The sequence below is a fragment of the Nocardiopsis sp. FIRDI 009 genome, assembly GCF_003386285.1.
GTDB lineage: Bacteria > Actinomycetota > Actinomycetes > Streptosporangiales > Streptosporangiaceae > Nocardiopsis.
This window is the reverse complement of the sequence record NZ_QPNC01000017.1, coordinates 45,211-63,225: the sequence shown is the minus strand read 5'-3', so window position 1 is coordinate 63,225 and position 18,015 is coordinate 45,211. Positions and strand designations below refer to the sequence as shown.

Annotated in this window: 18 protein-coding genes; 8 read left to right on the top strand and 10 right to left on the bottom strand. The window is 71.6% G+C overall.

Features of this window, described 5'->3' with window-relative positions:
• Positions 1-361 precede the first annotated feature (361 nt).
• From DVR05_RS15005 to DVR05_RS14990, 4 genes are all read left to right on the top strand, one after another.
• On the top strand, positions 362-733 hold the full coding sequence (locus DVR05_RS15005) for a hypothetical protein (RefSeq protein ID WP_116246508.1): 372 nt from the start codon (positions 362-364) through the stop codon (positions 731-733).
• A gap of 134 nt (positions 734-867) precedes the next feature.
• Positions 868-3,024, top strand: a complete 2,157-nt coding sequence (locus tag DVR05_RS15000) for a CRISPR-associated protein (protein WP_116246507.1) — start codon at positions 868-870, stop codon at positions 3,022-3,024.
• A 161-nt stretch (positions 3,025-3,185) separates the two neighbouring features.
• Entirely contained in the window at positions 3,186-3,539 is a 354-nt protein-coding gene (locus DVR05_RS14995) for a hypothetical protein (protein WP_157982449.1), read from the top strand.
• Between the two features lie 484 nt (positions 3,540-4,023).
• Positions 4,024-5,616, top strand: a complete 1,593-nt coding sequence (locus DVR05_RS14990; RefSeq protein ID WP_232832149.1) for an alpha/beta hydrolase — start codon at positions 4,024-4,026, stop codon at positions 5,614-5,616.
• Positions 5,617-5,694: 78 nt separating this feature from the next.
• On the opposite strand, the gene DVR05_RS14985 is transcribed toward DVR05_RS14990, so the two are convergent.
• Both DVR05_RS14985 and DVR05_RS14980 read right to left on the bottom strand, forming a co-directional pair.
• Positions 5,695-6,081, bottom strand: coding sequence for a VOC family protein (locus DVR05_RS14985; RefSeq protein WP_116246505.1), 387 nt, complete (start codon positions 6,079-6,081; stop codon positions 5,695-5,697).
• The gene (locus DVR05_RS14980) at positions 6,078-6,371 is read right to left on the bottom strand and encodes a helix-turn-helix transcriptional regulator (RefSeq protein ID WP_116246504.1); all 294 of its coding nucleotides are present in this window, start codon (positions 6,369-6,371) and stop codon (positions 6,078-6,080) included. The genes DVR05_RS14985 and DVR05_RS14980 overlap by 4 nt, the downstream gene beginning before the upstream one ends.
• Positions 6,372-6,509: 138 nt before the next feature.
• On the opposite strand from DVR05_RS14980, the gene DVR05_RS14975 reads away from it, so the two are divergent.
• A complete protein-coding gene (locus DVR05_RS14975) occupies positions 6,510-6,875 on the top strand; it encodes a hypothetical protein (RefSeq protein WP_232832148.1) in 366 nt (121 codons plus the stop codon).
• A 56-nt stretch (positions 6,876-6,931) separates the two neighbouring features.
• On the opposite strand, the gene DVR05_RS14970 is transcribed toward DVR05_RS14975, so the two are convergent.
• Both DVR05_RS14970 and DVR05_RS14965 read right to left on the bottom strand, forming a co-directional pair.
• The gene (locus DVR05_RS14970) at positions 6,932-7,180 is read right to left on the bottom strand and encodes a DUF397 domain-containing protein (RefSeq protein ID WP_116246502.1); all 249 of its coding nucleotides are present in this window, start codon (positions 7,178-7,180) and stop codon (positions 6,932-6,934) included.
• Entirely contained in the window at positions 7,177-8,037 is an 861-nt protein-coding gene (locus tag DVR05_RS14965; protein WP_116246501.1) for a helix-turn-helix transcriptional regulator, read from the bottom strand. The genes DVR05_RS14970 and DVR05_RS14965 overlap by 4 nt, the downstream gene beginning before the upstream one ends.
• Before the next feature lie 206 nt (positions 8,038-8,243).
• Here DVR05_RS14965 and DVR05_RS14960 point away from each other — a divergent pair, with 206 nt between their 5' ends.
• Entirely contained in the window at positions 8,244-8,492 is a 249-nt protein-coding gene (locus DVR05_RS14960; RefSeq protein ID WP_116246500.1) for a hypothetical protein, read from the top strand.
• Positions 8,493-8,545: 53 nt separating this feature from the next.
• On the opposite strand, the gene DVR05_RS14955 is transcribed toward DVR05_RS14960, so the two are convergent.
• A complete protein-coding gene (locus DVR05_RS14955) occupies positions 8,546-9,541 on the bottom strand; it encodes an AraC family transcriptional regulator (RefSeq protein WP_116246499.1) in 996 nt (331 codons plus the stop codon).
• 130 nt (positions 9,542-9,671) lie between these two features.
• Between DVR05_RS14955 and DVR05_RS14950 the strand changes: the two genes are divergently transcribed.
• The gene (locus DVR05_RS14950) at positions 9,672-10,103 is read left to right on the top strand and encodes a DUF6069 family protein (RefSeq protein ID WP_116246498.1); all 432 of its coding nucleotides are present in this window, start codon (positions 9,672-9,674) and stop codon (positions 10,101-10,103) included.
• A 162-nt stretch (positions 10,104-10,265) separates the two neighbouring features.
• Entirely contained in the window at positions 10,266-11,159 is an 894-nt protein-coding gene (locus DVR05_RS14945; protein ID WP_198659196.1) for a hypothetical protein, read from the top strand.
• A 58-nt stretch (positions 11,160-11,217) separates the two neighbouring features.
• Here DVR05_RS14945 and pgl read toward each other — a convergent pair whose 3' ends face one another.
• The 5 genes from pgl to tkt form a co-directional block, all read right to left on the bottom strand.
• Positions 11,218-11,964 carry a 6-phosphogluconolactonase gene (gene pgl / locus DVR05_RS14940; RefSeq protein ID WP_116246497.1) on the bottom strand — a complete coding sequence of 249 codons (747 nt, stop codon included), beginning with the start codon at positions 11,962-11,964 and terminating at the stop codon, positions 11,218-11,220.
• A 2-nt stretch (positions 11,965-11,966) separates the two neighbouring features.
• The gene (locus DVR05_RS14935) at positions 11,967-12,890 is read right to left on the bottom strand and encodes a glucose-6-phosphate dehydrogenase assembly protein OpcA (protein WP_116246496.1); all 924 of its coding nucleotides are present in this window, start codon (positions 12,888-12,890) and stop codon (positions 11,967-11,969) included.
• Positions 12,891-12,921: 31 nt separating this feature from the next.
• Positions 12,922-14,472 (bottom strand): glucose-6-phosphate dehydrogenase, encoded by a 1,551-nt coding sequence (gene zwf, locus DVR05_RS14930; protein WP_116246495.1) that lies wholly within the window; start codon positions 14,470-14,472, stop codon positions 12,922-12,924.
• A gap of 188 nt (positions 14,473-14,660) precedes the next feature.
• On the bottom strand, positions 14,661-15,770 hold the full coding sequence (tal, locus tag DVR05_RS14925; RefSeq protein ID WP_116246494.1) for a transaldolase: 1,110 nt from the start codon (positions 15,768-15,770) through the stop codon (positions 14,661-14,663).
• Between the two features lie 89 nt (positions 15,771-15,859).
• Entirely contained in the window at positions 15,860-17,953 is a 2,094-nt protein-coding gene (gene tkt, locus DVR05_RS14920; protein ID WP_116246493.1) for a transketolase, read from the bottom strand.
• Positions 17,954-18,015: the final 62 nt, after the last annotated feature.

Below are 18,015 nucleotides of genomic sequence, written 5' to 3'. Positions count from 1 at the left end.
GAACTCTTCTCCCCGGGTGGTCCGGGGCCGGGTCGCTTTCCCAGCCCTCCGGGAAAGCGTGTGTGAGAGTCGGTGAGACCGTGGCTGACACCCCCGCGTCAACGGGAGGTCTGCCCACAAAGTAGGGCGGTTTCGCGCGGACTGTCAACGGTTGGACCCGGTCACGAAGGCCCCTCCCGCCACCCAGGGTCACATAGCGGACACCAGCCCCACCCGTCACAGGTATGGTCGCGCCGGAACGTCCGGGCGGGGCGTGCCGGTGTGTCCGAGAGACGGCGATGAGCGCCCCGGAAGGGGGTGCGGTACGGCCTCCGCGACCGCGCGGGGACCGTCGCGGAGCGAGAGGAACGGAGGTCGCCGGATGTCGGTGGTCAACCTGACGCCGCATGTGGTGACAGTCGTCGACGAGCGTTCACGCGTGATCCGGAGCTGGCCCCGGGCGGAGCGCCCGGCACGCGTGGAGGCCGTACGCGTACCGATACCCGAGGCGGACGGCGTGCCCGCGGGGGTGCCCCTCGTCGCGGAGCGGCGTACCCGTGCCGACCTGCCCGAACCACGGGAGGGGGTGTGGTTCATCGTCTCCTCCGTCGTCGGATCGGCCCACCCCGAGCGCCATGACCTGCTCGTCCCCTCCGACCTCGTCCGGGACGGGCGCGGAGTGGTCACCGCCTGCCGGTCGTTCGTCGTCAGCGGATCGCCGGCGCCCGTGCGGCCGGAACCAGTGGGACGGTGACCCCGGCGTCGCCGCCCCTTCCCCACGGCGGACCTCGCTTCTTCCGAAACCGCGTCCGGCCCGCTCCCCCTGGCGGAGCGGAGCCGCCTGGCCTAGCGTGGAGATCCTCAGCCCGCCCGTCGGAGAAGGACGTCGTGGACACTCCCCGTACCGCCGTCGTCCTCGTGGGCCGCAACCCCACCCCCGCCCTGCTGTCCTGCCTCACCCTCCCCGCCGACCACCTGGTCCTGCTGTGCAGTGACGGGACGCGGCCGACCGCCCTGCGGGTCGCGGCCGCCGCCGGGCGGATCGGCGCCCCCGCCTCCGCCCGGGTCCTGAGCGTGGGGCCCGACCCGCACGACTTCTCCGCCGTGGCCGGAACCCTCGCCGCCCTCCACCGTGACCACGACGGGCGCCCCTGGTTCCTCGACTACACCGGCGGGACCAAGGTGATGAGCGTGGCCGCCGCCCTCTGCCACGAACACGCCCTCCCCGGCTCCGGCCGGTGGCGCCACTACCTCGACGCCGCGGGTGACGTCCTGCGCCCCGCCGACGCCACCCGTCCCGGGCTGCCCCTGTCCACCACCGGTGTCGACCTGCGCACCCTGGCCGAGGTCCACGGCGCCCGCTGGCTCGACGACCGCGACCCCGAACCCGTCCGCCTCTTCGTCCAGGGCGGCACACAGGCGCTCCTGGCCCGCTACCCGGACATGTCCCCCTCCGTCAGGCGCGGGGTGGTCGCCGAGGGGCGCGTCCTGTCCCACCTGCGACGGCATCTGCGACGCCAGCCCGACACCGAGGTCCTGGGCGCCCGCCAGGTCGCCGACCCCCTCCACCCGGCCGGGGCCGTCGCCGACTTCGACGCCGTGGTCCGCCACCGCCACCGGGTCCTGTGCGTGGAGGCCAAGACCAGGCCCGGCGACGTCGTCGCGCGTGCCGGATGGACCGTCGCCAAGGCCCGGAGGGTCTTCGGCGCCGCCGCCCAGGTCCTGTTCGTCTACACCGGTCCCCTCGTCCCCGGGCTGCGCGAGAGCATCACCGACTACAACCCCGCGCTGTCCGCCCGGCTCGTCCACGTGTGGAACCTCGACGACCTGCTGCGGCGGCTCACCTCCTTCGACGACCTGCGCAAGGCGTTCTTCCCCTCCCCGCGCGGCCGCGCCGCCCGCGGCCCCGGCCCCGGCCCGGAGTCTGCGCGCGGCGGACCCCCGGAGGACTCCGCCACGGTCGGTCCACCCCGCCATCCCGGCCCCCAGGACCGCCCCGTCCTGGTCACCGCCCTGGGCGGCAGCCGCCTGGGCACCCTGACCGCCGTCCACGCCCACCGGCCCGCCCGCGCCCTGGTGCTGCCCTCGGCGCAGAGTCTGCGCGACAACGTCCGCGTGTCCGCCGCGCGTACCCTCCACGCGGCCGAACACCCCGCGGCCGCGCCCGCCGACGCCGCCCTCCTCCGGGAGACGGGCTACCGCGACCGCGTGCGTCTGACCGCCGACCCGGTCGACGGCTCCGACGCCGAGGCGGTCGCCGCCGTCGCCCACGACTGGATCGCCAAGGAGACCGCCGACACCGTCCCCCCGCCCCCGGTCGTCGCCGACATCACCACCGGCACCAAGGCGATGAGCCTCGGACTGGCCCTGGCCGCCCTCCGCGCCGGGGCGTGCGTCACCTACCAGCTGCCCGCCGACCGCGCGGTGGTGTGCCGTACCCACGGGGTGCTGCCGCTCACCGGCCGCGCCGCCGTCGACTGGCCCCTCGTCCTGTCCGGGTACACGCTGCTGGACGGGTCGCTGGCCGCCCGCGCCTGCCGGACGGCCCGCACCCAGGTCGACACGGACCTCGTCGACGCCGCGCGCGCCGCGCTGGTGCGCGCCGCCAGCGGCCCGGTCGGAGTGTGGATGGACGCCACGCTCACCGACCCGGAGGCGTGCCTGACCGCGCGGGAGCGGCCGAGCCTGGTGCTCACCTTCGACGACCGGGCGGTCGGTCTGGCCGCGCCCGCCTGGCGGCGGCGCCGCGCGCACGACGGCAGGTCGCACGGGGTCACGCCGGGGGCGTGGGCGCAGAGCGTGTTCGCGGCCACCGTGCACCTGCAGTCGCGGTGCGACGTGGCGGGCGTGGTCGTGGCGCTGACCAGGCCGGGCGGGGACGTGGGACGGGCCCGCGAACTCGTGGCCTGGATCGCGCACACCGCGCTGGAGCCGGACGAGGGGTCCGCCCGCCTGTCGTTCGGGGAACCGCTGCGCCCGGTGGTCGTCACGGCGCCGCCCGAGGCGCTGCCGGGCCTGTTCGACACCGACGTCAGCCGTCTGTGAGCCCCGGGGCGCTCCGTGGCCGAATCCGGTCATTCACCCGTGTTCGGCCGTTCCGCATGGGAGGGTTTCCGAAGACGCGCGGCACGGTGGGCGCCGTGTTCCTTTCGGCGCGGGGGCGGGGTTGGACGATGAGCCGTTGGTTTGTCCTCATGGTCGTCTCTATGAGCTTCTTCCTGTGCGGCTCGCAGCTGAACCAGCGCCATGACGGATATGAGCTGCGCGTGGTCCTGGCCGTGCTCATGCTTGGATCGCTCGTCGTCGTGCTGTCGTCGCGCGGATTCCACCCTTCCCCCGACCCAGGGGGATGGTTTCTTCCCACCCTCATGTTCGTCTGCGTGGTCCCGGCCTACGGTCTCTGCATCAGGGAGATGACCGTAACGGGCGCGTCGGCGGGGGTATGGGTGCTGCTGGTCTCCGGCGCGGCCGCCGCTGGGTACGGGTTCCTTGTTCGGGTTCGGGGAGCGGTTTCGGAACGGCGGAAGGGGAGGGTGGAAGGTGAACCCGACTCCCGCTGAGATTTTTCTCAGAGTCCTTGTATCTGTTCTTTCCGTGACTGCGTCAGAAGCCGGAATTCCGAACTCGCGGATGTCTGACATCGGGGCCGGTTGATGTGCCGTTAGTACTTCACGTGTTGTCGTTGCTCACATCGGTCGGAGTGTTGGTGCATTCGATCGTGGCCATTAAATGGGGTCCTCCGCCGAAGGCCCTCACGGTTCCGTTGCTCCTGCTCGCGCTCTCCACCCTCGCGCTGATCCTTCTGTGGATCTACGGCGTGTACCCACCGAGGAGGTGAGGGGACGCGGCGGTTCCTCCCCGCTCCTGTGTCGGGCATCACGGCTGCTCGGAGGGGATCACACGCAACCGGAACCGGGGTCGGTCCGTCCCATACCCTGCGCGCTCTCGGATCGCTCCGAGGGCGCGCCACGGAGTCGAGCATCAGCGCGTCGGGTGCGATGCGCGGACAGAACGGAGCCGCGGGTGCGGTGGGGAGTCCCGGCCTTGGGTGCCGGAACGGTGGCGGCGGTGACCGCCCTGGTCTCGGGGTGTGTCCCGACACCGGGCGAGCCGGAGGCGGTGGAGGCGGCGGACGCCGCGGCCGTCTTCGCCGGTCAGACGATCGACTGGTCGGCCTGCTACGACGACGAGCAGATCGACGAACTCGTCGAGTGGGGCTCTGAGCCTGACTGGGTCGAGGCCCTGGAGTGCGGGACGGTCACCGTTCCGCTCGACTACGACCGGCCGGACGGGCGGACCCTCGACCTGGCCGTGGTCCGGGCCCCCGCCCAGGGGTCGACCGAGGAGCGCGTCGGGTCGCTGGTGGTCAATCCGGGCGGTCCGGGCGTGACCGGCCTCGACATGCTGGACTTCCCGTCGTTCTCCGACCAGATCCGGGCCTCCTTCGACCTGGTCTCCTTCGATCCGCGCGGCGTGGGGGAGAGCGGCGGCTTCGCCTGCGGGAACTGGACCGCGATGGCCGAGGCCCGGCAGGGGTTCGAGGGCACCGACCCTGCCGACCTGACCGGCGCCGACCTGCGACCCCTGGAGGAGGCCGCCCGGGCGTACGCGGACGACTGCGTCGACACCGTGGGCGAGGACTTCCTCGCCCACATCGGCACGGTCAACGTCGTCCGCGACCTCGACGTGCTCCGCGACGCCCTGGGCGACGAACGGCTGACCTACGTCGGCTACTCCTACGGCACCTACATCGGCGCGCTCTACGCCCAGACGTACCCGGACAACACCCGGGCCCTGGTGCTGGACGGCGCCGTGGAGACCGACCGGCCCAACGTCGAGGTCGCCTACGACCAGGCCGTCGGCTTCCAGGACACCTGGGAGCTGTTCGCCGAGGACTGCGCGGCCACCGACGACGCCTGCCCGTTCACCGGGGCCGACGACGCCGACGCGGCGATGGCCGACATCATGGCCGCGCTCGACCGGGAGGCGCCCGTGGTGGAGGGCGTCACGATCGACGGCGCCACCCTGGTGTCGATGATCGGCATGGAGCTGTACTACGAGGAGAGCTGGGACTACCTCGCCGACCTGCTCGCGGCCGTCGACACCGGCGACGCGGAGGCCACCGACCATTACCTCGGTTACCTGTACGAGAACACCTACGGCCTCTACGCGGACGAGGAGTCCGTCGAACTCAAGCCCGGCGAGGAGGAGCTGGACGCCGAGGCCGCGCTGACCGCGATCAACTGCGCAGACCGTGACGACCCGACGGACATCTTCGCCTACCGGGACGCCGTGGACCGGGCGAGTGAGGTGTCGCCGCTGTTCGGCGCCGACCTGGTGTGGGAGCAGCTGCCGTGCGCGTACTGGCCGGACACCGAGGAGGCGCCGACCGGCTTCACCGCCCCCGACGCCCCGCCGGTCGTGGTCGTCGGCACCGTCGGCGACCCCGCCACCCCGTACACCTGGGCCGAGGAGCTCGCCGGTCAGCTGGAGACCGCGACCCTGGTGACCTACGAGGGCGCCGGGCACACGCTGTACGGCAACGACAAGAGCGCGTGCGTGGACGAGCCGGTCGACGCCTACCTGCTCACGGGTGAGGCACCCGAGGCGGACCTGTCCTGCCCGGCGGTGGCCTGACCGCCCCTGACACGGGTGTGCTCCCGAACCGGACCGGTTCGGGAGCACACCCGTGTGCGGCTCGGTGACCGCCCGCCGTTACTTCTGGTGGATGATCTGGATCAGGTTGCCGCAGGTGTCGTCGAACACCGCCGTGGTGACCGGGCCCATCTCCACGGGCTCCTGGGTGAACCGGACGCCCAGCGCCCGAAGCCGCTCGAACTCGGCCTGGACGTCGTCGACGGCGAACTGCGTGTAGGGGATGCCGTCCGCGACCAGGGCCTCCCTGAAGGGCTTGACCGCGGGGTGGCCGCTGGGTTCGAGGAACAGTTCGGTGCCATCCCGGTCCTCGGGGGACACGACCGTCAGCCAGCGGTCCGCACCGAGCGGGACCTCGTGCTTCTTCACGAAGCCCAGTACCTCGGTGTAGAAGCGCAGGGCCTCGTCCTGGTCGTCCACGAAGACGCTGGACAGGTGGATCCTCATCGGTCCTCCGGTGGTGTGTCGCGCCTGAGCCACCGCTCGGCGATGCGCTCCAGCGGAGCGGCGTTCAGGTCGTGGAACTTGTAACGCCCCTCGCGTCGGCTCTCGACGAGTCCCGCCGCCTCCAGCACGGCGAGGTGCTGGGAGACCGCTTGGCGGGACATGGTGATCTGGTGATTCATGGCCAGGCGCGAGCAGATCTCGAACAGCGTCTGCCCCTGTCGCTCGGCGAGTTCGTCGAGGATCTTCCTGCGGGTGGGGTCGGCCAATGCCTTGAAGATGTCGTCGGCCACGCCTTCACTATATGCAAGTAACTGCTTGCCTATCAAGTCCTGGTCCGGTGTGTTGTGACCGTCGGATAGGTTCGGGTCGCACGGGGTCCTGCGCCGGACCGCGTGATTCCGTGCGTTCCGGCTCGGTTGGGGGCACTCGTGGGCGTCTACGTATCGGTCAGAGGATGGCTGGAGTGCGACGAGAGGCAACTCGTCGCCGTCCGGGAGGTCATCTCCTCCCACGAGGACGGCCACTACTCCAACGGTTGGAGTCTGCCCCGCCAGCGCGTCAACTGGACCGGTTACGTCTTCTACGGCGCCGACGTCCGGGCCTCGGCCCTGGACCGGCTCGCCGAGCAGATGGGGGAGATCGCGCGGATCCCGGCCTCCGATGGCGACGGCGACCGCGTCACGGTCCTGTTCTTGGTCAGCCATGAGGTCGACGGCATGACCGAGTGGCAGATCCGGGAGGGACGGCTCGTCGTCTCGCCGGGCAGTGACAGGTACCAGTACCTCGACGAGTAGCCCGGCGACAGCGAACCCCCGGACCGGGTGGTCCGGGGGCACGCTCGTGTGTGGTCTCAGGCGTGGAAGTCGAACTCTCCGGCGCGGACGCCCCGGGTGAAGGCTTCCCACTCCTGGCGGGTGTAGACGATGTAGGCGCCCTCGGGGCGGTGACTGTGCCGGACGGCCACGCGGCCGGTCCCGTCCCGCAGTGCCCCGGCCTCCACGCACGCGGCGCCGCCGTTCTCGCTGAACGTGCTGATGTGCCAGTCGATGGCGGCGCGTTCCTCGCTGGTCAGGTGCTGGAACGTCGGCTCGGGGGTCACGGTAGCTCCTCGGTGAGAGCCGAGATGAACTCGACGGAATCGGCTTCTGGTAGGGATTTCTCCCACAATCGATCATAACGAGCGGCCAGTCGTTCGGTATCGGGCTGCTCGATGTAGACCGCCCCCTTGGGTGTCTCCGCGTACACGAGGTCGGGATAGGGGTCGTCCATGACGTAGTACTTGAACGCACCCGTCGGACTTTCGTGTGCTCCTGCTGAGAAGGGGAGGACGCGCAGGCTCACGGTGGGGAGCTTCGAGCACTCCACGAGGTGGGCGAGTTGCTCCCGCATGATCTCCGACGAGCCGACGTGTCGCCGGAGCACGGCTTCGTCCAATACGGAACGGATCCTCGGTGGCTCTGCGCGGGTGAGCAGCTTCTGTCGTTCCAACCGCAGTTCGACGCCTCGTTGGATGAGGTCGTCGGATCCGTCGAACTCCGCTGTGCGGATGACCGCCTCGGCGTAGGCTCGTGTCTGGAGGATGCCGGGTAGTGCGGTGTTGTCGAACAGCCGATGCTCGGTGGCCAGCTCTTCCAACCACACGAAGTCGACGAACTCTTCTGAGACGTCGGCGTACCCGTCCCACCAGCCGGACTGCCAGACACTCGCACTCAGCTTGAGGAGCCCGTCGCGTTGTCGGGGGTCGTTCACGCCGTAGAGGTCGAGCATGGCGAGCATGTCCGGGCGACGCACCGGATACACGCCGTTCTCGAACCGGCTGATCGTGCCGTTCGTCCGCTGCATGAACTCCGCGACGTGTTCCAGGGTGAAGTCGTTGGCCTCCCGCAGCTCCCGGAGCCGCTGGCCCAGCCAACGGCCGCGCAGGGTCATCCGGTTGGAGCGCTTCTTCTTCGCCATCGTTCCCCCTGAGTGACCTACAGAATCTTTTGATGCAGAGTTGTGTTATCGGATTCTGGGTGACACCCTAGCAGAAGGTGAGATGGTCATCACGGAGCGATGTCGGATTGGTGGCTGTCTGTGCCGATTGTCGGAAACGAAGGCGGCCCGGACGGGAAGCTTGGAACCTGTCCGTCCGGGCCTGAACGGCCACGGAAGGGAAACCGATGCCGGACAGCCCCCACCATGACCTCAACTCTGTCTATCAGAACGACCCCGAGCCCGCTCTCCCCCGAGCGTTCCTTGTGGACAGCTGGAACGAGGACACCGACACCATGGAGCACGCCTACTACGGTGTGACCGCCCCGGGCGGCAAAGGCGGCATGGCCCGTCCCATCTCCGGTTCCGGGTTCCACAGCATCCGCAGCGCGGAGGCGTTCGCCGACCGCATTTGCGGGGAACTCGTCTGGCTCTGACCTCGGCCCCTGGCACGAAGGCTCCGCCCGGACCGCGCGTCCGGGCGGGGCGCTCAGGAGGCGTCGGACAGCCCCGCCCGGTACCGCCCCGGCGAGGTCCCGAACTCCCGCTTGAAAGCGTTGGCGAAGGCGAACTGCGACCCGTACCCCACCCGCGCCGCGATCGCGCCGATCGGGGCGTCCGTCTCCCGGAGGAGCGCCCTGGCCCGGGTCAGCCGCCACCAGGTGACGTAGGCCAGCGGCGGCTGCCCCACCATCGCGGTGAACCTCCGCGAGAACGCCGCCCTCGACAGTCCGGCGCGTTCACCCAGTTCCGCCACGGTCCACGGGTGCGCCGGGTCCTCGTGGACGGCCCGGATCGCCGCGCTCACCGCCGGGTCCCGCAGCGCCCCGATCCAGCCGCAGGCCGCCTCGGGCCGGTGCTCCTCCAGGAACGCCCGCAGGATGTACATCAGCAGGATGTCCAACAGCGCCGGAACCACCGTGTCGCCGCCGTGGTGCGAGGTCTCCAGCTCACGGCCCAGCAGGTCGACGGCCCAGGAGAGTTCCGGGTGCCGGCCCACCCGGGCGGGCAGGTGCACCACGTCGGGAAGCTCCGCGAGCATCGGGTGCGGGCGGGAGGCGCGGGTCTGGTACGCCCCTCCGACGGTCACGCAGGACGGCGCGTCCCCGTCGAAGGAGCCGAGCGCGGCCGAGCCGAACCGCGAGCGCGGACGGGTCCCCTGAGCGTCGCACACGAACTCGCTGACCGGAGCCCCGTTCACGCCCGCGTCCAGTGACGACACGCAGGCCAGGTCGCCCAGGGGGGTGTCCGGCCGGTCGGACAGCGCGTACCCGTGGCCGTGCGGCAGGAAGACCACGTCACCGACCCCGAGGCGGACCGGATCGCTCCCGTCGGCCCGCAGCCAGCACGACCCCTGGAGCACCACCTGGAACCCGGCACCGGACACCCCCGGGAACCGCATCCCCCAGGGGGAGTGCCACTCGACGCGGGCCGCGCGCGGCTGCCCCGACCGGATCGTCCCGACCACGTCGCTGAGTACGTCCATGCGGTGATCGTATCCCGGAGTGCGAGCGTGGGAGACGATCACGTAAACATCAGAGCGTCTGACGCATAGGAAGTCTCACCAGGGGTCCGTACGGTCATATCCGTACCTTCGAGATGCGAGGAAGACCGTCATGACCACGACATCCCCTCAGACCCGTACCGCCCGCACCCGCCGCACGGCCTGGCGGCCCCGTCTGGGCGCCGTCGCCGCGGCCAGCGTCGCCACCGCCGTCGTCGGCGGGCTGGCCCCGTTCCTGGGCGTCGACATGGTGATCGAGATGCCCGGGATGGAACCCGGCCCCGTCCCGGTGTTCGCCTTCGTCCTGTGGACGGCGCTCTTCGGCCTCCTCGGCTGGGCCGCGCTCGCCCTGGCCGAACGCCTCCTCGGCGCCCGGGGCCGCCTGCTGTGGACGGTCGTGGCGGTCGTGTTCACCGTGGTGTCCTGCGTGCCGTCGGTGTCGGTCAGCGGCGCCGCCGCGACCGAGGCGGTCCTGGTGTTCACCCACCTCCTGGCCGCCGCCATCCTGGTCCCGGTCTTCTGGCGCACCTCGCCGGTGGCCTGACCGGCGTCCGACAGGGCACGAGCGCCTCTCCGGGCCGCGACGGAGACCCGGGGGCGCTCGTGCGCGCGGTTCTGGGGCCGAACGGACCGGGGCGGATGGGTCGTATGCGGACGTTTGGTCGTTGAGCTGCGGAGATGGTGGCAGGGGCCATAGTTTTCCGCTATGCCCTCACACGAACACGAGTTCCCCCTCGACCTGATCCGGCACGATCCGGAGTTCGCGGCGGAGCTTCTGCACGAGGTCACCGGCAAGTCCCTGCCCGCCTACACCCGGGTGCGGTGCGACGCCGCCGAGGCCACGAGTACCGCGTTGCCGTACCTGAACTCCGACAACGTGGTGGTGTGCGAGCGCGCTCCGCTGCCGCACGAAGGCGACGAACCCGTGGCGGTTCTCGCGATCATCACCGAGCCCCAACGGTCCTGGGACCCGCGCAAGCACTACTCCTGGCCCGCCTACGTGGCGTACACGCGCCTGCGGCTGAGGTGCCCGGTCGCCCTGCTGGTCCTGACACCCGACTCCGCTCTGGCGGGGAGGTACGGCGACCCCATCGACCTGGGGTGCGGCCACGTTCAGCCGGTGGTGTTCTCGCTCGACGGGCTCGCTCCCGTCACCGACGAGAAGACGGCCGCGGACCATCCCCTTCTGACCATCCTGGCCATGGCCGCCAACCCGACCGAGGACCGGGCCGCGCTCGAAGCCCTGTACGTGGCCCTGAGGAGCCTCGATACGTCGAACTCCTCGTTGTACTCTGACTACGTGCTCGCGGCGCTGTCCGCAGCGGCCCGAGGATCCCTGGAGGAGATCGTGAAACTGCGCGACTACGAGTTCAAGACCGAACTGATCGGCCGCCCCTTCCGTGAAGGCGAGGCCAAGGGCAAGGCTGAGGGCAAGGCTGAGGGACTGGCCGAGGCGGTTCTCGAATTCCTGGACTCCAGGGGGATCGGGGTCAGCGACGAGGTCCGTGAGCGGATCACGTCCTCAACCGACCTCAAGGAGCTCCACGGCTGGGCGCGCCGTGTGGCGGTCGTCGAGCGCGCCGAGGACCTCTTCGACTGAACCCACCGACAGCGAGGTCGCCCCCGACCTGTCCGGCCGGGGGCGACCTCGCTGTGCGTCACAGACGTGAGGCCGCCGCCTCGTCCACCCAGAACAGGGTCCGCTCGGCGCCGCGCGCACCCGCCACGGGGGCCTCGCACGGGTCCCCGCCCGCCAGACCCAACCGCACCGCCTCGGCCTTGCCCTCGCCGGAGGCCAGCACCCACACCTCGCGGGCCGACCGGATCGACGGCAGCGTCAGCGAGATCCGCCGCGGCGGCGGCTTGGGCGAGTCGTGCACCGCCGCGACGGCCGACTCGTCCTCGCACACCGCGGGCAGCCCCGGGAACAGCGAGGCCACGTGCGCGTCCGGACCCACACCCAGCAGACACACGTCGAACCGGGGCACCGGCGCCGCACCGCGCGCCGCCGCCGTCAGTTCCCGCTTGTACCGGGTGGCCGCGTGCTCGACGTGGTCCCCGTCCATCCCGTCGGAGGCGGGCATCGGGTGCACGTGGTGCACCGGGAGCTTGACCCGGTCCAGCAGCGCCTCCCGGGCCTGGGTCTCGTTGCGCTCGGCGTCGCCCTCGGGCAGGAAGCGCTCGTCCCCCCACCACAGGTGCACGTGGGACCAGTCCAGACCGACCGCCTCGGCCCGGTCGCCCACCGCCCGCAGGGTCCTGATCCCGACCCCGCCGCCGGTCAGCACCAGGTGGAACTCGCGCTCCTCCCGCGCGGCCTCGGCGATCATGTCGACCAGCCGCCGCGCGGCCGCGTCGGCGAGCCGGTCCCCGTCCTCGTGACGGAGGATCTCCGGTTCACTCATCTTCACTGTGCTCCGCTTCCAGCGAGCGACGACCCCAGCTGGCGGGCGGCGCTCGCGTAGGTCTCGTCGGCGTCCAGACGGCGCAGCTCCTCGGCCAGTGCCATGGCCGCCCCGCGCCGCTCCAGCGCCACCGTCTGGTCCGGCTGGCCGGGCCGCGACAGCGTGGCCACCCTCCCGTCCACCCGGGTCAGGGCGACGTCCCCGTGGTCGGTGGTCAGCCGGACCTCGGTCAGCCCCGGCCCGTCGGAGACGGCGCGCTCCACGGTCACCGCCAGCCGGTCGGTCAGCCAGGCCGCCATGAGGTCGGCGCTCGGATAGTGTTCCTCGGCGGTCACCGTCGCCGAGGTCACCCACCCGCACGGCTGGTCCATGGCGCTGGCCAGCAGCGACCGCCACGGCGTCAGGCGGGTCCAGGACAGGTCGGTGTCGCCCGGGGTGTAGTGCTCGATCCGCTCCTGGAGGTCGCGCAGCGGGTCCGGGGCCCGTAGCGCGTCAGTGATGCGCCGCTGGGCCAGCCGCCCCACGGGGTCGGACCCCGGGTCGGTCGGCCCCACTCCCGGCCACCACGCCACGACCGGCGCGTCCGGCACCAGCAGCGGGGTGACCACGGAGTCGGGGTGCTCGCCCAGCGGCCCGTACAACCGCAGCAGCACCGCCTCGCCCGGCCCGGACGTGCCCGGGCGGCGGATCTCGGCGTCGATCGCCGGTTCGGCCCTCGGGTCGCGCCGGATCAGCGCCACCACGCGCGACGGGTGCTCGTGTCCGGCCTCGGTGGCCGCGCGCACGGCGTCGTAGTGGTCGGCCTCGTCGGTGACGATAACCAGGGTGAGGACCATGTTCATGGCGCCGCCGCCGACACTGTGCCGTTCGGCCATGAGCGCCTCGGTGATCGCCGCGGTCGTGGTGTTCGGCAGGTAGAGCGTCATCGGCGGGTCCCTCCGGCGTGGTCGTGGACGGTCACGGGCGCCGCCACTGGCGGCCGTCCCTGGCGAGCAGGGCCTCACCCGACTCCGGACCCCAGGTGCCGGAGCCGTACTGCTCTGGCGGGCCGGACTTGGCCCAGAACTCCTCGACCGGGTCCAGGATCCGCCAGGACAGCTCGACCTCCTCCTGCCGGGGGAACAGCGGCGGGTCGCCGATGAGCACGTCCAGGATGAGCCGCTCGTAGGCCTCGGGGCTGGCCTCGGTGAAGGACTGCCCGTAGGTGAAGTCCATGCTGACGTCGCGCACCTCCATGCTGGCGCCGGGCACCTTGGACCCGAAGCGCAGCGTCACCCCCTCGTCGGGCTGGATGCGCAGGACCAGGGCGTTCTGCCCCAGTTCGGTGATGTCGGTGCGGGGGAAGAGCTGCTGCGGCGCCCCCTGGAACACCAGCGCCACCTCCGTGACACGACGTCCCAGCCGTTTGCCCGTGCGCAGGTAGAACGGCACGCCCGACCAGCGGCGGGTGTCGACCATGAGCTTGAGCGCGGCGTAGGTCTCGGTCTCGGAGTCGGAGGGGATGCCGTCCTCCTCCAGGTAGCCGCGCACCGCGGCGCCGCCCTGCCACCCGGCGGCGTACTGGCCGCGCGCGGTGCCGGTGGACAGGTCCGCGGGCAGCGACACCGCCGACAGCACCTTCTCCTTCTCCGCGCGGATCGCGTCCGCGTCGTGGGAGACCGGTTCCTCCATCGCGACCAGGGCCAGCAGCTGCAACAGGTGGTTCTGGATGACGTCGCGGGCGGCGCCGATCCCGTCGTAGTAGCCCGCCCGGCCGCCCACACCGATGTCCTCGGCCATGGTGATCTGCACGTGATCCACGTAGCTGCGGTTCCACAGCGGCTCGAACAGGGTGTTGGCGAAGCGCAGCGCCAGGATGTTCTGGACCGTCTCCTTGCCCAGGTAGTGGTCGATGCGGAACACCGACGACGGCGGGAACACGTCGTCGACGACCGTGTTGAGCTCCCGGGCGCTCTCCAGGTCGTGGCCGAAGGGCTTCTCGATCACCACCCGCCGCCACGGGGTGCTCCCGCCGGGGCCCTCGCCCTCCTTGGCCTCGGCCAGACCGGACCGCTTGAGCTGGGTGACCACGGTCGGGAACAGCTTGGGCGGCAGGGACAGGTAGAAGGCGTAGTTGCCGCCGGTGCCGCGCCGGGCGTCCAGTTCACGCACCGTGTCGGCCAGGCGGTCGAAGGCATCGTCGTCGCCGAGGTCGCCCTGGACGAAGCGGATGCCCTCGCTCAGCTGGCGCCACACGTCCTCACGGAACGGGGTGCGCGCGTGCTCACGGACCGCCTCGTGCGCCTGGGCCGCGAAGTCCTGGTGCTCCCAGTCCCGGCGGGCGAAGCCCACCAGACCGAACCCCGGGGGAAGCATGCCCCGGTTCGCGAGGTCGTAGATGGCGGGCAGCAGCTTCTTGCGCGCCAGGTCGCCCGTGACGCCGAACAGCACCAGCACGCTGGGCCCGGCGATGCGGGGCAGACGGCGGTCTCGGGCGTCGCGGAGCGGGTTGGGCACCGCTCCGGGCATCACCGGTTCTTTCACGAGGTCTCGTCCTTCTGTCGAGAGTGTCCGGTGGATGGTGGCTGGGCACCCGGGTCCCCGTCCGGGTGGGGACGGAGACCCGGGCCGGGCGCCCCGGTCGGTGGACCACGGCGCCCCTCGTCAGGGACGGAGCCGCCTCGCCCGTGGAACGGCTCCGCGTGGCCGGGCGGCGCTCAGCAGGCCCGGTCGAGCTTGGCGGACAGGCCGCCCAGCAGGCTCTCCCAGGAGTCGACGAACTTGCGCACGCCCTCGTCCTCCAGGACCCCGAACACCTCGGTGAGGTTGACGCCGACGTCCTCCAGGGCGGCGAAGTCGTCCTCGGCCTGCTCGTAGGTGCCCAGGATGGTGTTGCCGGTGACGGTCGCGTGGTCGGCGGTGGCGTCCAGGGTGGCCTGCGGCATCGTGTTCACGGTGTCGCGCGCGACCAGCTCGGTGACGTAGCGGGTGTCCTCGTAGGCGGGGTCCTTCACACCGGTGGAGGCCCACAGCGGGCGCTGCGGCCGGGCGCCCAGGTCGGCCAGGGCCTTCCACTCGCGGGAGGAGAAGACCTCCTCGTGCTCGCGGTAGGCCAGGCGGGCGTTGGCGACGGCGGCGCGGCCGCGCAGGGCCTTGGCCTCGTCGGTGCCGATGGCGTCGAGGCGCTTGTCGACCTCGGTGTCGACGCGGCTGACGAAGAACGAGGCCACGGACTGGATCCGGGACAGGTCGTGGCCGTTCACCCGGGCCAGCTCCATCCCGGCCAGGAAGGCGTCCATCACCTGGCGGTAGCGCTCCAGGGAGAAGATCAGCGTCACGTTCACGCTGATGCCCAGGCCCAGCACGCGGGTGATGGCGGGCAGGCCCTCGGCGGTGGCCGGGATCTTGATCATCAGGTTGGGGCGGTCGACCAGCCACCACAGCGCCTTGGCCTCGGCGACCGTGCGCTCGGTGTCGCGGGCCAGGCGGGGGTCGACCTCCAGGGAGACCCGGCCGTCGACGCGGTCGGTGGAGTCGTAGACCGGGCGCAGGGTGTCGGCGGCCCAGCGGATGTCGTAGGCGGTGAGCAGCCGGACGGCCTCGTCGACCGACACGCCGCGCGCGGCGAGTTCGCGCACCTGTTCGTCGTAGGCGTCGCCCTCGGCGAGCGCCTTGTCGAAGATCGTCGGGTTGGAGGTCACACCCGTCACGTGGTGGGTGGACATCAGGGCGGCCAGGTTGCCCGTGCGCAGCCTCTCCCGGCTGATGTCGTCCAACCAGACGGACACGCCCGCCTCGGAGAGGGCCTTCAGTGGTGTGTGGCTCATGGTGTCTCGTGCCTTCCTCATGGGCGTCCGGCGCCCGGTACACACAGGGAGCGGGCCCCGCGCCGGGTCTCGGCGCGGGGCCCGCGACGTCAGCGTCCGGCCTTGGCGGCGCTGTCGCGGACCGCCGCGACCACGGCGTCGGAGGTGATGCCGAACTTCTCGTACAGGGTCTGGTAGGGCGCGGAGGCGCCGAAGTGCTCCAGGCTGACCGACTCACCGGCCTCGCCGACGTAGGAGCGCCAGCCCATGGCGATCCCGGCCTCGACCGACACGCGGGTGCGCACGGAGGCGGGCAGGACGCTCTGGCGGTACTCGGCGCTCTCGGCCTCGAACCACTCCACGCAGGGCATGGAGACCACGCGCGTGGGCGTGCCGGCCGCCTCCAGCTCCTCGCGGGCGGCGAGGGCGATCGGCACCTCGCTGCCGGTGGCGATGATGATCGCCTCCGGGGAGCCGTTGCCCGCCTCGGCGAGTACGTAGCCGCCGCGGGCCGCGTTCTCGGCGGGCGCGTACTCGGTGCGGTCCAGGACCGGCAGGTTCTGGCGGGTCAGGGCGAGCGCCGCCGGGCGGTCGGTGGTCTCCAGGACCTTGCGCCAGACGACCGCGGTCTCGTTGGCGTCGGCCGGGCGGACGACGTCGAGGCCGGGGATCGCGCGCAGCGACCACAGGTGCTCGACCGGCTGGTGGGTGGGGCCGTCCTCGCCCAGGCCGATGGAGTCGTGCGTCCACACGTAGGTGACCGGCAGCTTCATCAGCGCGGCGAGCCGGACGGCGGGGCGCATGTAGTCGCTGAACACCAGGAACGTGCCGCCGTAGGGGCGGGTCGGGCCGTGCAGGGCGATGCCGTTGAGGATCGAGCCCATGCCGTGCTCGCGCACGCCGAAGTGCAGCACGCGGCCGTAGGGGTTGCCCGGGAACATGGTGCTGGCCCGGTCGAAGGGCAGGAAGGAGGGCTCGCCCTTGGGCGTGGTGTTGTTGGACCCGGCCAGGTCGGAGGAGCCGCCCCACAGCTCGGGCAGGACGGGGGCGACGGCGCTGAGCACCTCGCCGCTGGCCTTGCGGGTGGCCATGCCCTTCTCGCTGGCCTCGAAGACGGGCAGGTTCTCCTCCCAGCCCGCGGGCAGCTTGCCGGACTGGAGCCGGTCGAAGAGGTCGCCGTGCTCGCCGGCGCCCCGGCGCCAGGCCTGGAAGGCGGACTCCCACTCGGCGTGCGCCCGGCGGCCCCGGTCCAGGGCGCTGCGGGTGTGCTCGATGACGGCGTCCTCGACGGCGAAGGGCTCGTCGGGCAGACCCATGATCTCCTTGGTGGCGGAGATCTCGGCGGTGCCGATGGCGGCGCCGTGGATGGCGCCGGTGTTCTGCTTGTTGGGCGCGGGCCAGCCGATGATGGTGCGCAGGCGGATGAAGGTGGGGCGGTCGGTCTCGGCCTTGCCGCGCTGGATCGCCGCGTACAGGGCCTGGACGTCCTCGTGGTACTCGCCGGAGGCGGTCCAGTCGACCTCCTCGACGTGCCAGCCGTAGGCGCGGTAGCGCTCGGCCACGTCCTCGGTGTGCGCGACGCGGGTGTCGTCCTCGATGGAGATCCGGTTGTCGTCCCAGATCACGATGAGGTTGCCCAGCCGCTGGGTGCCGGCGAGCGCGCTCGCCTCGTGGCTGACGCCCTCCTGGACGTCACCGTCGGAGCAGATGGCGTAGACGTGGTGGTCGAAGGGGCTGGCGCCGGGACCGGCCTCGGGGTTGAACAGACCGCGCTCGCGGCGGGCGGCCATGGCCATGCCGACCGCGTTGCCGATGCCCTGGCCCAGTGGTCCGGTGGTGGTCTCCACGCCCGGCGTGTGGCCGAACTCGGGGTGGCCCGGGGTACGGCTGTCCCACTGGCGCAGCGCCTTGAGGTCGTCCAGGCCCAGGTCGTATCCGGCGAGGTAGAGCTGGATGTAGAGGGTGAGGCTGGAGTGGCCGCAGGAGAGCACGAACCGGTCCCGGCCCACCCACTCGGGGGCGGTCGGGTCGTGCCGCATGACCTTCTGGAACAGCAGGTAGGCGGCGGGTGCCAGGCTCATGGCGGTGCCGGGGTGCCCGTTACCCGACTTCTCGACGGCGTCCATGGCCAGGGCCCGGACGGTGTCGACGGCGCGGAGGTCGAGGTCCGACCACTCAAGTTCGTGCGGCGTGTGGGCGTTCACGGACTTTCGTTCTCCTTCTCGGGTACCCGTTCGGCACCGGTGTGCGTGAGGTTGTGGGCGTA

Bases quoted from the DNA above. Each gene is read 5' to 3' on its own strand.
- DVR05_RS14955 (WP_116246499.1), bottom strand. From the start codon at position 9,541: ATGGACGTACTCAGCGACGTGGTCGGGACGATCCGGTCGGGGCAGCCG.
- pgl (WP_116246497.1), bottom strand. From the start codon at position 11,964: ATGAGTGAACCGGAGATCCTCCGTCACGAGGACGGGGACCGGCTCGCC.
- DVR05_RS14985 (WP_116246505.1), bottom strand. From the start codon at position 6,081: ATGAGGATCCACCTGTCCAGCGTCTTCGTGGACGACCAGGACGAGGCC.
- DVR05_RS14965 (WP_116246501.1), bottom strand. From the start codon at position 8,037: ATGGCGAAGAAGAAGCGCTCCAACCGGATGACCCTGCGCGGCCGTTGG.
- zwf (WP_116246495.1), bottom strand. From the start codon at position 14,472: ATGCCCGGAGCGGTGCCCAACCCGCTCCGCGACGCCCGAGACCGCCGT.
- DVR05_RS14960 (WP_116246500.1), top strand. From the start codon at position 8,244: ATGCCGGACAGCCCCCACCATGACCTCAACTCTGTCTATCAGAACGAC.
- DVR05_RS14935 (WP_116246496.1), bottom strand. From the start codon at position 12,890: ATGACGCTCTACCTGCCGAACACCACGACCGCGGCGATCACCGAGGCG.
- DVR05_RS14995 (WP_157982449.1), top strand. From the start codon at position 3,186: ATGAGCTTCTTCCTGTGCGGCTCGCAGCTGAACCAGCGCCATGACGGA.
- DVR05_RS14950 (WP_116246498.1), top strand. From the start codon at position 9,672: ATGACCACGACATCCCCTCAGACCCGTACCGCCCGCACCCGCCGCACG.
- tal (WP_116246494.1), bottom strand. From the start codon at position 15,770: ATGAGCCACACACCACTGAAGGCCCTCTCCGAGGCGGGCGTGTCCGTC.
- DVR05_RS15005 (WP_116246508.1), top strand. From the start codon at position 362: ATGTCGGTGGTCAACCTGACGCCGCATGTGGTGACAGTCGTCGACGAG.
- DVR05_RS14945 (WP_198659196.1), top strand. From the start codon at position 10,266: ATGCCCTCACACGAACACGAGTTCCCCCTCGACCTGATCCGGCACGAT.